This window comes from Enterococcus sp. AZ101, assembly GCF_050499005.1.
GTDB lineage: Bacteria > Bacillota > Bacilli > Lactobacillales > Enterococcaceae > Enterococcus_L > Enterococcus_L ureilyticus.
Map to the genome: position 1 here is coordinate 1,761,817 of NZ_JBMHEZ010000001.1, position 13,465 is coordinate 1,775,281.

The 13,465-nt window shown below is 36.0% G+C and carries 13 protein-coding genes; 2 read left to right on the forward strand and 11 right to left on the reverse strand.

From position 1 onward, the window contains the following. Nucleotides 1–24: 24 nt before the first annotated feature. The 6 genes from IGJ50_RS08340 to IGJ50_RS08365 all read right to left on the reverse strand — a co-directional run bounded on the left by IGJ50_RS08340 (nt 25) and on the right by IGJ50_RS08365 (nt 6,703). The gene (locus tag IGJ50_RS08340) at nt 25–558 is read right to left on the reverse strand and encodes a ReoY family proteolytic degradation factor (protein ID WP_069641347.1); all 534 of its coding nucleotides are present in this window, start codon (nt 556–558) and stop codon (nt 25–27) included. Nucleotides 559–566: 8 nt separating this feature from the next. Beyond that, a complete protein-coding gene (locus tag IGJ50_RS08345) occupies nt 567–1,826 on the reverse strand; it encodes a tetratricopeptide repeat protein (protein WP_429949845.1) in 1,260 nt (419 codons plus the stop codon). A gap of 3 nt (nt 1,827–1,829) precedes the next feature. Then, entirely contained in the window at nt 1,830–2,876 is a 1,047-nt protein-coding gene (locus IGJ50_RS08350; protein WP_429949847.1) for a hypothetical protein, read from the reverse strand. A gap of 460 nt (nt 2,877–3,336) precedes the next feature. Next, entirely contained in the window at nt 3,337–3,612 is a 276-nt protein-coding gene (locus IGJ50_RS08355) for an HU family DNA-binding protein (protein ID WP_010761417.1), read from the reverse strand. A 248-nt stretch (nt 3,613–3,860) separates the two neighbouring features. Continuing rightward, nucleotides 3,861–5,171 carry a ribosome biogenesis GTPase Der gene (der, locus tag IGJ50_RS08360; protein WP_069641344.1) on the reverse strand — a complete coding sequence of 437 codons (1,311 nt, stop codon included), beginning with the start codon at nt 5,169–5,171 and terminating at the stop codon, nt 3,861–3,863. A 191-nt stretch (nt 5,172–5,362) separates the two neighbouring features. Continuing rightward, nucleotides 5,363–6,703: an aldehyde dehydrogenase family protein gene (locus IGJ50_RS08365; protein ID WP_069641343.1), complete on the reverse strand. Its 1,341-nt coding sequence runs from the start codon at nt 6,701–6,703 to the stop codon at nt 5,363–5,365. A 284-nt stretch (nt 6,704–6,987) separates the two neighbouring features. Between IGJ50_RS08365 and IGJ50_RS08370 the strand changes: the two genes are divergently transcribed. Continuing rightward, nucleotides 6,988–7,764 carry a helix-turn-helix transcriptional regulator gene (locus IGJ50_RS08370; protein ID WP_069641342.1) on the forward strand — a complete coding sequence of 259 codons (777 nt, stop codon included), beginning with the start codon at nt 6,988–6,990 and terminating at the stop codon, nt 7,762–7,764. 110 nt (nt 7,765–7,874) lie between these two features. On the opposite strand, the gene rpsA is transcribed toward IGJ50_RS08370, so the two are convergent. The 5 genes from rpsA to IGJ50_RS08395 all read right to left on the reverse strand — a co-directional run bounded on the left by rpsA (nt 7,875) and on the right by IGJ50_RS08395 (nt 13,137). Further along, nucleotides 7,875–9,086 (reverse strand): 30S ribosomal protein S1, encoded by a 1,212-nt coding sequence (rpsA, locus tag IGJ50_RS08375; protein ID WP_429949850.1) that lies wholly within the window; start codon nt 9,084–9,086, stop codon nt 7,875–7,877. Between the two features lie 211 nt (nt 9,087–9,297). Next, nucleotides 9,298–9,966 (reverse strand): (d)CMP kinase, encoded by a 669-nt coding sequence (gene cmk / locus IGJ50_RS08380; protein WP_207121434.1) that lies wholly within the window; start codon nt 9,964–9,966, stop codon nt 9,298–9,300. Nucleotides 9,967–10,068: 102 nt separating this feature from the next. Then, nucleotides 10,069–10,587 carry an SAG1386/EF1546 family surface-associated protein gene (locus IGJ50_RS08385; RefSeq protein WP_069641339.1) on the reverse strand — a complete coding sequence of 173 codons (519 nt, stop codon included), beginning with the start codon at nt 10,585–10,587 and terminating at the stop codon, nt 10,069–10,071. 79 nt (nt 10,588–10,666) lie between these two features. Then, nucleotides 10,667–12,109 carry a RecQ family ATP-dependent DNA helicase gene (locus IGJ50_RS08390; protein WP_429949853.1) on the reverse strand — a complete coding sequence of 481 codons (1,443 nt, stop codon included), beginning with the start codon at nt 12,107–12,109 and terminating at the stop codon, nt 10,667–10,669. Continuing rightward, nucleotides 12,109–13,137, reverse strand: coding sequence for a helix-turn-helix domain-containing protein (locus IGJ50_RS08395; RefSeq protein WP_429949854.1), 1,029 nt, complete (start codon nt 13,135–13,137; stop codon nt 12,109–12,111). The genes IGJ50_RS08390 and IGJ50_RS08395 overlap by 1 nt, the downstream gene beginning before the upstream one ends. Before the next feature lie 39 nt (nt 13,138–13,176). Between IGJ50_RS08395 and IGJ50_RS08400 the strand changes: the two genes are divergently transcribed. Next, complete coding sequence (locus tag IGJ50_RS08400; protein ID WP_069641336.1) at nt 13,177–13,389, forward strand: ferredoxin; 213 nt, start codon at nt 13,177–13,179, stop codon at nt 13,387–13,389. Nucleotides 13,390–13,465: the final 76 nt, after the last annotated feature.

Below are 13,465 nucleotides of genomic sequence, written 5' to 3' on the forward strand. Positions count from 1 at the left end.
TACTGATCTATTTCCCCTTTTTTATTAGCTTAAACGATTCAATTCGTCTGTTAACTCTAAAAATGCCTCATAATTATTATCTTCTAAAGCTAAATCAATTTGACTATACAATAAATCGATTTTGGCCTGTTTTTCTTCGTGTGCAAAGAAATCGTTGATACTTTCGACCACCTCTTCACTAACCTGTTCATTCCACCTAGCATAGGGATTATCTTCTAAAATCGATAAATATTGACTGTTTTGCCAAGATCCATCAAAAATACATTCCACGTAAAGTGCTTCTTTCCAATTCATACGAATCTCATGGAAAATCTGATCTGTGTCCGTAAATTTTTTTCCTGCTAAAAACAATCCGATCGGTTCCTTCTCTATTTCTTTTGAGGTAATTTTTAAGCCTCGAACTGTTTTATCCGCTTGCTCTATAAAATGCACATTATTTAAAATGGCTTCATGATTGATTAAATAATTTAAAATCCATAAAATTTCTCTTTGACTGAAGGAAATATTATTAACTAACCAAACTAAAAATTCCTTTTTATCAGCAACATTAACAAACATTTGATCACCTATCTTTCTTCAATATCATCTAACAATGATTGCGCGTCATTATCACCTGGCTCGTGTTGAAGATAGTGTTGCAGCAGTTCTTTAGCCTTCTCTAATTGTCCATCTTCACGAAGAAAAACAGCATATTCCTTTAAAAATTCAGGTTCATGCGCTAATTCTTGATACGCCTGTTCATAATGTACTTTAGCTAAATCAAATTCTTCCAGTTCATTGTATGCATGTGCTAAGTTCCATTCTCCATATGGATGTCCTTGTTCTTCCATTTGTTGTACAACATCAATCACTTCGTCAAAACGCTGTTCATTCAAATATAAATTACTTAGTGTCAGTCTTGTCTCGTCTGTTTTTTCTCCAAGCTCTAAGGCTTGTTTTAATAATTGCTCCGCTTGTTTTGTATCATGTAAACGATAGGCATTTTCAGATGCAAGTTGATAAAGATCCACTTGGAACGGATTCTCCTTGATACCTTCTGCTAAAACAATTCTAGCTTCTTCAAGCTGTTCTTCTTCTTGTAATGCTGCACCTAAAGAGAAATATAAAGATTGATAATGCGGATTTAACGCTCTTAGCTGTTGCAAAAGTGCGATAGCTTTTTGGTTTTCATGTAATTGAAGATAGGTGAAGGCTAATTGGAATAAACGATCATCTGTCTGCCCTTCTTTTAAGGCTTTTTCTAGAAATGAGATTGCCTCTTCAAAATCACCTGACATGCTATATGCGCTTCCTAAACGTTCATTGATCGATACACTTGAGATTTCTGATACTTGGGCTAGAAGTAGCTCTTGATAGGCAACTGAGGCCTCTTGGAACTGTCCATTAGAAAAATACAGCTCTCCTAATGCAAATGAAATCAATGGCTCGTCTGGCATCAGACGTTTGGCTTCTTTCAATTTAGCTTCACTTACTTCTGGAATCCCGATCACTTGATATAGGTCTGCTGTTACTAGCAAACTTTGAACATAACTATCACTGTCTTTTTCTACTTTTTCTAGATAAGCGAATGCATCATCGATCAAGTTATTTTCGATTGCAATTTCAGCTAAAGGAATATTTAAGCCGTCAGCTTCTGGAAAAATCGTCACTAAATGCTCAAAAACTAATTTAGCTTCCTCTAAAAAGCCGAGGGATAACAATTCTTCCCCTAAATCAGCCAGCGTATCATCGTCATCTTTTCTAATCGCTTCTGCCAACATCAACTGCGCTTGAGCCAATTCTTCTTCATGTAATGCTTGTAGCATTTTTTCACTATAGGTTGTCATAATTTATCCTCTAATCTCTTTTAAAATAGTTTTATATTTTTCTACGGTCTTTAATAATTCTTCTACTTTAGGTTGTTGGTACTGAGCAACTTCCCCCACTTCTTCTAATAGAGCAGCCGTTTCACCACGAGTGATACATTTCACCATACCTTCTACATAATCACTAACTAAGATCTGCTCAGGAAAATCAACTGGGAAACCTAGGTGAATCAACCATATTATAAAGTTCTTATAGTGAAATGAAAACTCATTGACCTCTTGAGACCAAAGCAGCTGTAATAAACAGCCTAAAAATCGTTTCATGTGAGCGGACAATAAATGTCCATTCGCAGTTTCTAAAAACCCTTGTTCAAAAAGACGTCCAAATTGATCGATCATGTCACCGTCTTTTTCGTAATAACGAATCATTTCATCCAACATACCATTGAACGACTGTTGGTTTAATCGTGTTGTATCACTGTAATTTTTAAACAGCATTCGTAAAAAATCATGGCTACATACTAATCCGCATCTGATAAACACAAGAAAATCAACTAGTTTCCCTTCTCCTTGGTTAGTCATTAACGTATGATCATAAATAATTTTTTCTGCAAGTACGGAACTTTGTAAGACTGGCTGATTTTTGAATTCTATTTGAGCTTCTGTAATTAGGCCTTTGCTCAATGCCTGAACGGATAACGGTAATAACCAACAATCAGAAAGTAGCATCGATGTTTTATACAAAAAAGTTGTCAATTGAACGACTCCTTCGTTTCCAACACCTAAAAAAATGAACTCCTCTTGCTGATTAAACTCTGTTATAAAGTCTAATAAGTTTTTCAATTCATTTAAATTATTACAACGAGAGTCATTCTTACAAATATACCAATCTAATTCTAGTTTGTCATCAAAAAGCTGAATCAATTTGTCTGAAAATAGATCATAATATCGTTGATTCGTAATCAAAAACAGATGCTTATTGCTAACTGAAATTGATTTCAGCTGTGAAGCAAATGTTTCACCATAGATAATGCTTGTTTGTAGCTGTTTTTTATGGTAAACCCATTCCATTGACAACACTCCTTTTTATTATTTTACCATTAGTTCTAGGAAAACCAAAAGGGTGATGAACTTTATTCGTAAAAAAGTACTCATCGTCAATCAATAATGCCTGTTCTTTTAATTTTCTTAAAGAACAGGCATTATTGATTCACTGTTCTATATGTATTATTCCAATTTTATATGTAAAAAAAACTTAATTAGCAAGTATAATAAGGTTGTTTCAAGAGATAGCTGATTTTTAAGAAAAATAGCGCACTTTTTAAAAATTGTCTATTTTTAAGAAACATAAGTGATTCAGTCAAATCAGAATAACGAGCATTTTACATTGTTCATAGGTCAATCAATTTTTAACATAGCTCGTTATTCTGCATCCATTTAGTCAATCTAAAAAAGATTGGCTTTTTATCACGTCTTCTCATTTCTAAACAAAGAAAGAACCCTCGACTAGTCAAGGGTTCTAAGAACTGTCTTATTTAACAGCATCTTTCAAGGCTTTACCTGGTTTGAACGCAGGTACTTTACTTGCAGCGATTTGAATTTCTTTACCAGTTTGTGGGTTACGTCCTTTACGAGCCGCACGTTCGCGAACTTCGAAGTTACCAAAACCGATTAATTGAACTTTTTCACCTTTAGCAAGAGATTCTTGGATTGTTGAAAATACAGCATCCACTGCTGCAGTTGCGTCTTTTTTAGTTAAACCAGTTGAAGATGCAACGTTTTCGATTAATTCTGCTTTATTTGCCATGGATTATTTCACCTCCTCCACAAGGGATAGGATATCTAAAAGATATCTACTTTACGTTTATTTTTGAGTGGTCCAAAAAATCACGTACAAATATTGAAATGGATCAATATTCTGTTATCACGATATCATAGGAAGCTTGTAATAGCAAGGTTTTTGATGCGTTTTAACCAGTTTTTTCTAAAAATATCATTTTTTTTTATAACTCAATGAATTTGTTTGTACATTTGAAACAAGTATGGTAAAATGCTCTACTTTCGTCTTCTTGGGATAATCTTGATTGGTGTCCCTTCAAAGGTGAACGCTTTTCGAATTTGATTTTCTAAGAATCTAGCATATGAAAAGTGCATCAATTCCTCTTCGTTCACAAAAATAACAAAAGTTGGCGGCTTGATTGCTACCTGTGTGCCATAAAAGACTTTTAGGCGTTTTCCTTTATCCGTCGGTGTTGGATTGATTGCAATCGCATCCATCACAACATCGTTCAATAACGCAGATGGTATCCGTAGATTTTGATTCATGCTAACTAATTCAATTAGTTCTGGCAATTTATTTAACCGTTGTTTCGTTAATGCAGATACAAATATGATTGGCGCATAATCAAGATATTGGAACTCATCTCGAATTTCTTCTTCAAAATCACGCATGGTGTTCGTTTCTTTTTCAACTGTATCCCATTTATTGACTACGATAATAATACCACGCCCTGCTTCATGAGCGTATCCAGCAACTTTCTTGTCTTGTTCACGAATGCCTTCTTCGGCATTTAAAACCATCAAAACAATATCTGAGCGTTCAATAGCGCGCATGGCACGCATGACACTATATTTTTCTGTTGATTCATAGACCTTGCCACGTTTACGCATACCAGCCGTATCAATCATTAAGAATTTTTGCCCATCTTCAGATTCAAAATGAGTATCGATTGCATCACGAGTTGTTCCTTCGATTTCTGATACAATCACACGATCTTCACCTAGAATGGCATTGATCAGTGATGATTTACCAACATTCGGACGTCCAATCAAACTAAATTTGATTGTCTCGTCATCTTCTTCTTCGATTTCGGTTGAAAAATGTTTAACTGCTTCATCTAATACATCTCCGATACCCAATCCATGGCTTCCGGAAATTGGAAATGGATCGCCTAACCCTAGAGAATAAAATTCATAAATATCATTTCTCATCTCAGGATTATCCACTTTATTGACAGCTAAAATCACTGGTTTGTTGCTTCGGTATAAAATTCTGGCTACTAATTCATCTGCATCAGTAACCCCTTCCCTACCGCTCGCTACAAAAATGATCACATCTGCTTCTTCGATTGCGATTTCAGCCTGATGTTTGATTTGCTCCATAAATGGTTCGTCACTGAGTTCGATACCACCTGTATCAATAATACTAAATTCACGCCCTAACCACTCTCCCGTGGCGTAAATACGGTCTCTTGTTACACCTGGTGTATCTTCTACAATTGAGATTCTCTCACCAGCTATACGGTTAAAAATCGTCGATTTGCCTACATTGGGACGCCCGACAATTGCAATTGTTGGATTTGCCATTCAAATTACCTCCTTGACAAGTTTTCAATCTTTACTAGTTTACCTAAAGCTTGTCTAAGATGCAAGAAAAACTAGTGAAATAAGTTAATTAAACCACTTACTTCAACAATAATATCCTGCAATTGCCACTTCAGATCATCGGCAATTACAGGATACGTTGATTTAATTCAAAATAGTTTATCTGTTTGTTTTTATTCTACACCGTAAGCAATGCGTTTTACATTCATTAAATGATGAGCTGTTACATTATCTGTTGTACTACTTCCACCCATTGCTCCACAACCTAGTGTCATTGAAGGAGCTAATTTTGTCGTCGCACCAATCGCGCCTAATGCACCTAAGGTATTGACTAAAATCCGCGATGCTCTCATCTCTAATCCAAATGTTTCGGCATTAACATCCGATGTAGTGTGGATGACAGCGGTGTGCCCGGTTCCTTCATTAACTAGTAACGCTTTACATGTTTCTACACCTGCTTCAAAAGAATCTACAGTAAATAATCCCAAAATTGGTGTTAGTTTTTCTCTTGAATAAGGATTATGGTGGCCGATTTCACTTTGTTCTGAGATCAAAATAGTTGTCTCTTCTGGGACAGAGATTCCAACTAATTTTGCGACGTCTGATGCACTTTTCCCGACAATATCAGGGTTTAATGCCCCTGTCTCTCTCAAAATAAATTTACTCACTTTTGCTGATTCGTCTTTATTCATAAAGTACGCTTTCTTCGCTTTCAGCTGCTCAATTACCTCAGCTTTTATTGAAGCATCAACAACCAATGCCTGCTCTGATGCACAAATGATTCCGTTATCGAATGTCTTGCTTCTGACCACGCAATCAATTGCCTGAGCAATATCCGCTGTTGCATCAATCAATACAGGAACATTACCAGGACCCACCCCGATGGCTGGGTTGCCTGAACTATAGGCTGCTTGAACCATCGCTTTACCACCTGTCGCAAGAATCAAGGACACATCTGTATGCTTCATCAACGCACTTGTAGCATCCAAGGTAGGCTCCTGAATTACTTGGACTAAACCTGCTGGCGCCCCCGCTTCAACAGCAGCTTGCTCAATGATTTCTGCTGCCATTAAGATTGATTTTAGAGCCTTTGGGTGTGGAGAAAAGATAATCGCATTTCTAGTTTTCAACGCAATCAACGATTTGAAGATAACCGTTGCAGTTGGATTCGTTGAAGGAATTAGACCAGCTACAACGCCTAAAGGAATACCAATCTCAATAATTTTATCCTCTTTACGGCGATTAATCACTCCAACCGTTGGCAAATCTTTAATACTGTCATATACTTGTTCACTAGCAAAAGTATTTTTAATTATTTTATCCGAAACTTTACCAAAACCAGTTTCTTTATTTGCTGAAACAGCTAATTTTTCTGCATTATCAAGTGTTTTTTGATAGATATTTTTGACGATAGCATCTACCTGCTCTTGTGTATAGTTTTCATAGTTTGCTTGGGCTTTCTTTGCTGTTGTGACTAGTGTTTCAATTTCTTTTACTTTGATGTCTTCAGTCATTTCAAACACTCCTTTATTTTTTGTGAGTTACTCTTCGCTACCTGCTATTAAAGTATACGGGATAGCAATTTTTCTTTTTAAACGCTTACAAGTCTAGTTTAATCTATTTAATTCAATATGTTAGGGAATATTTTAAGGAGATTATGGACAAAATCTACCTATTCACGAATTTTTTTCACAAACAATTTCACTTGAAAGCTGATTTTATTCAGGGTATTATAGAGTAGTAGATGAAATTTCACAAACAAAAGACTATTATATATCAAAGAAAAGAGGGTTTGCTCATGTGCCGATTATTGATTGTCAGTAATGATTTAAACGAACAAGAAACATTGCAACGTTCTATCAATGATTCATTTATGAATATAAAAGTGTTACCTCCTGCTGAAACGGAACAAGAAGCTTTGGCTATTTCTGAAAAGCTTCTACCGGAAATTCTTTTGATAGCAATCGATCATTTAGATATCGATGGTTTTGTCGTTAAACGTAAAATAGTACAGCACCTGCCAAATATTAAGGTGATAATCTTGACAAAACGAGATAACTTTCAAAGTATACATCAAGCCTTAAGATGTGGCGTGATTGATTATTTACTAACGCCAATTGATTTTAATGAACTAAAATTTGCCATCGATCGTTGTGTGAAAGCTCTTAATCAAGTCTCTTTAATGGATGTCTTTAGCAATAAACCAACTGTTTTAGCGAAAGAACAAATCAATACGATCTTGGATTATATTCATGACCACTATAATGAAGAGATCAACTTGACGACATTAGCGGATATTATGCATTTAAACCGTCATTATGTCAGCCGCTTCTTTAAAGAGGCAGTTGGTATGAATTTTATTGACTATCTCACTGCTTATCGAATTGAAAAAGCAAAACAACTATTGATGAAAACTGAGGAATCTATTACTGAAATTTCTGGAACAGTAGGTTACATTGATTCTACCTATTTTAGTAAATTATTTAAGAAAAAAGTAGGACAATCTCCTCATCAGTTTCGTAAATATTATCGAGGAGAGCATACTCCAGCTGATTTGCGCGTAATTTATAATTAATCATCGAGTAAAATGGCTTGACTAAACCTGCTTAGTCAAGCCATTTTACTATTATCTAAGCAACAAAAAAGAACGAAGGTTCCCCTTCGTTCCATTTGATTTCATTCAAATCATTCTGAATCAGACTCTTGTGATTTTAAAGCCTCACCTAAGATATCGCCCATTGTGAAGCCAGTATTTTCTTCTGGCAACTCATATTCTTGCACATCTTTTGGTTCTTCTTGCGATTCAGGTTTTGCTTCTAACGCTTTAATACTCAATGCAATCCGATGTTCATCCGGATTAACTTCCAAGACTTTCACTTGAACTACATCGCCTTCTTGTAACACTTCGTGTGGTGTTGCAATGTGTTTATGTGAAATTTGAGAAATGTGCACCAAACCTTCCACACCAGGAAATACTTCAACAAATGCCCCAAAGCTAGTCAAACGTTTCACTGTTCCATCAAGAACAGATCCGACAGCTGCTTTGTTTTCGATATCTTCCCATGGACCAGCTAAAGTTTCTTTGATTGATAGAGAAACACGTTCTTCATCTGGATTGATTGAGAGAATCTTAACCTTTACATCATCCCCTACTGTTAACACGTCACTTGGTTTACCGACGTGTTGATGAGCAATTTCAGAAACATGAACTAACCCATCGATGCCGCCTAGATCAATAAACGCACCAAAATCAGTTAAGCGAGCAACTTTTCCGTCAACAACATCTCCATCATGAAGAGTTGCTAAGATATCTTTCTTCTTAGAATTTTTCTCTGCTGCAACAACCGCTTTATGAGATAAAATTAAACGATTTTCTGAAGGTTCGATCTCAATGATTTTGAATGTCAAGGTTTGACCTTTGTATTCAGAAAAATCAGCGACAAAATGATCTTCTACCATTGATGCCGGAACAAATCCGCGGACACCAACATCAACCACTAAACCGCCTTTTACAACGTTTGTAACGGGCGCTTCGATGATTTTGCCTGCTTGGAAGTCTTTTTCGATTTCTTCCCAAACTTTTTTAGCATCTAAACGACGTTTAGATAGTAAATAGCTGCCATTCTCTTTATCTTTACCAATTGAAGTGATGACAACTAATTCTAAAGTATCACCAACACTCACTAATTCATTGATATCTTCAACTTGTGTCGTAGATAATTCTTTTGCTGGTACCACACCTTCAACGCCAGCACCTTCAATTCCAACAATTACTTGTTTGTCTTCGACTGCTAGCACTTCACCTTTTACAATGTCGCCAACACTCACTTCTTGAAAACTGTTCATTGCATCTTCCATTGTTTCATTGCTGATTTCCACTTTTTTGTCTTCTGTCATGAATACTTATCCTCCTATGCCACCAAAAAATTCGTAAAAAACTGACCTACTCCTTTAATAGTAAGGGATTTTGCAAGAAAAATAAAGCGATTTCTCTCATTTTCTTTTTTTTCTTGCAAATAAGAGGAGATTTTCTTGCTTTAAGACAAAGAAAGTATAACTTTTACTTGAGTCATACTTTCTTGATTGCAAGTTAATTAGAACAAAGCATTTAGTTTTTGGTTGAAATAATCTCTTCAATCGCTTTGACAACTTCCTCGATGCCCATCCCAGTCGTATCGATTTTAACAGCATCAACTGCTTGTTTTAAAGGAGATACTTTTCTCGTTGAATCAAGATAATCACGTTGTTCGATTTCTTTCTTTAAGGTCTCAAAATCAGTTGAGATTCCTTTTTCTTGATTTTCTTTGTAACGTCTTTGCGCACGTTCAATCACACTAGCGACTAAGAATATTTTGACTTCTGCATCCGGCAGTACCGCTGTACCGATATCTCGTCCGTCCATCACAACACCACCTGCGCGTCCAATCATTTGCTGCAGTTCAACCATTTTTGCTCGTACAGCACCATGTTTTGCAACGATCGAAACAGCGTTCGTCACATCAGGTTGTCTGATAGCTTCTGTAACTTGCGCACCATCAATGAAAACTAATTGTTCTTTTTCCGTCTGCTCAAATGAAATCCTATGCTCAAGGCACAGATCAACTAGTGCTTTTTCATCTTCAAAATCAATATTTTTTGTAATTGCTAAATAGGTCAATGCCCGATACATTGCTCCTGTATCACAATAAATATAACCTAATTTTTTAGCCAATATCTTCGCTACTGTACTTTTTCCTGAAGAGGCTGGTCCATCGATTGCAATGCTTATCTTTTTCATGTTGAACTCCTTTATTTGTCACATAGTAAAAGAGTCTGGTACAAAACGTTGATTGTTTTGTTTCAGACCCTTAAAAGTAATCAGTCAACTGTTGCTTGATTGTTATTTGACACGTAGTGATTGCCCAGGTTGTAATACAGAATCCAAGCCCAAGCCATTTAATTGTAATAATTCTTCAGTTGAGATACCATTTCTTGTCGCAACTTGATTTGGTCCTTCACCATTGAGTACCTCTGTGTAGGCTGCTGCCTCTTCTACTGAACTTGTTGGTGTTGTCTCTTCTACTCCACTATTGCTTGACTCTGAAACTTCTTGTGACGTACTTGATGATGGTTGTTCCGAACTTTCTTTTGTTGATGATTGAACAACAACAGAAGAAGATGGTTGACTCGCTTGTTTGTTATCACTCGGTTTATCTCTCATCACATAAAGGTATGTTCCGACAGGCAGAGTAATGATCAACAGTAATAAGATAACTAAAATTGTTAGGAAAACCGTATTCCCTTTTTTTTGTTGACGTTTTTCTGAGCGGGAACCCCCAGTATTTTTATCTGTATCATAGATTGACTGCTCCCAAGGTTCACGTGCACCTGATGGTTTTCTATTATCTTTTTTACTCACGTATCGTTCCTCCTAAAATTCTCTCGTTTGCTATTATACCACAGCTTTTTATCAACTGCAGTCTAAAAAAAGATTATTTTTATTCTTTAAATAATCTTATCAAAATGTCCTCCCATTGTTCGGGGATTTCTTTTTCTTCTGGTGATTGTACTATCTGTCGTTTGAAGTTGTCAAAGGATAAGCCACAACAATCACAACAACTTTCTGGTGATGATTTCGTGACCTCCTCAGAAAAATACCTCTGAATAAAGGTGCGACGGCATTTTTCTTCTTTAATGTAGTTTAGCATAACATTTAACTGCTGTTGACGTTCTTTCTCTTTTCTTAATAATCTCTGTTCTAGTTCCTCAATAGTATATTCCTTTTCCAAATATCCCTGCAGCCATTTTTGTTGAATTTCATTCAGTTCTGGCATTATTTTTTTTGTATCTTCTGTTTGGTTTACTGCTAAATCATTTAAAAGCGTGCGATCAAGCCGACTTTCTGACTGGAAATAATAGTGAATCGATTCATCCCCTTTTTGATAAAGCAAAACCGCAATGCTAGGTTGTTGATCTCGCCCGGCGCGCCCAATTTCCTGAACATAATTTTCTAGACTATCAGGACAATCATAATGGATAACAAAACGGACATCCGGTTTATCGATGCCCATGCCAAAAGCATTTGTTGCACAAAGAACATCTAATTGATTCGATACAAATTGTTGCTGTAACAAACTCCGTTCATTTGTTGTCAAGCCGCCATGATAAAAAGCAGACTTCAAATCGGTTTGTTCATTAATCAGTTGATTGATCTTTTCGGTGTTTTTCCTTGTGGCACAATAAACGATTCCCTTGCTTTTCAACTGTGTTACGTATGAAAGCAGCGTCTCATTTTTTTCTAGTGTTCGATTGACGATCAATCCAATGTTAGGCCGATCCACAGAGAAAACCACTTCACAAACAGCCTTTTGCTGAGTAAATACTTGTTTGAGGATTTCTTTTTTTACATTAGGTGTTGCCGTCGCAGTCAATGCTAAGGTTAATGGAAAACCGCATTCTTCCTGTATTTTAGCCAATTTCGTATATTCGGGTCTAAAATCGACTCCCCATTGTGACACACAATGGGCTTCATCAATTACAAATAAGGCAATATTCACGTTCGCTATTTTGTTGCGAACCTCTTTTTGTGTGAGTGTTTCTGGACTGATCAAAATAAATTTATACTCACTTAAATGATTCAATACATATTGCTTTTCTAAAAATGAAAGACTGCTATTTAAAGCAATCACACGGTTTTCGCCTTTTTTTTGTAATTGAATTACTTGATCTTCCATCAAAGACAGCAATGGTGAAACAATAATAACTGTTCCTTGGACAAGTTGTCCCACCATTTGATAACATAAAGATTTGCCTGTACCTGTTGGTAAAACGGCTAGCGTGTCGTGTTTTTCCAACAAATGTTCAATTACTTCTTTTTGCCCTGGTTTAAAGCTACTGAAACCAAATTTATCATATAATAATTGCTCTAAATCAATCTTCATTAGCTATATTCTCTTTCTTCCCGAAGTTTTTGAATTTGATACAAACGAAATTCGAAGTAGTCTAGTTCTGGAAAAATATTTTTGATCGTTCGATACTCCCATTCCTGATAAGGCTTTGACTGCTCAGCTAGTATGCGACCAGTCTTATTTGATATAAATCGCTCAAAAGGAAAATCGTTGGTCAACGCCAATTCCATTAAATGATCTTTGATCGTGCTGACTTTTATGCCCCTTTGTTGCGCTAATATTTCTAGTGAACTTTCTGTTTTTAAATACATCCTAGTTTCTGCCATACTTTTATTTTCATTTTGATTGATCAGCGGTGCAACCAATCTTTTTAGGAAACTGCGTTCTGGTAGCTGCTCCATCACAAATAGTAAATGATGTAACTTTGCTTTTTTGATCAAGAACTGTTCAAACGCTTTCTGTCTGGACTCCATCAATTGAAAAGAAGCTTTACCTGTTCGTTCATAGCCAGAAAATTGTTGCGCAAAAAAATTGGCATCTTTTCGGCCTAAACAAGAAAAAATGTAATGCCATTCTTCTTTAACATTTTTGATCAGTAGTGATTTAGGCATTGATTTTATGTACATTTTCACTTGCTTTTGATACAATGGCGATTGTTCTAGTGGAATGTAGTCTTTATTTACATAGGATAGATGAGAAACGACCTGTACAGTGAACTGTAATAAGCGCCAAATTGCTTCATCGGTTTTACCGAAACGGTAATTATCGATCTGTGAAAAATCTTTATCAGCAGCTTGAACTAGCATCTCACCCTGCGCCGTAATCTGCACTTTATCGTCAGATGTTTGGTAGAGTAGTTTTTGCTCGATTAAACGAGTTATTAGTTGATTAAATTTACTTTCAGACAAGTCGGGAGTGAATTGAAAAAAACGTAAATTTTCATATAAAAAACCATAGAGTAACACTGAACTTGTGCGTTTGCCTTTTAATAAGTGATACAAAGTTGATGTTCTTACCTTGTATCCATGTTGTAACAACGCTAAAATAAAGGTGGGTTTCATCTCTTCACCTCTTTCAATGATAGAATAGGATGTGCTTATATGTTATGTAAAATAATACCTGAAAAGTGTATTGCCTGTGGATTATGCCAAGTGTATGCACCAGAAATTTTTGATTATAATGACGATGGTATCGTCATTTTAAAAAATGATCATTCTGCTTATCAAGAATTTGTTCCTGAAAAAGAAAGAAACAATGCGTTAACAGCGTACCGCAAATGTCCTGTTCGTGCAATAGAGATCGATGAAAAATAAAGAAAAGCGAATAATTTATGGGATAAAACACTGAGAAGAGAACCTCCTAAGATACAGAAGTTCTCTTCTCAGTGTT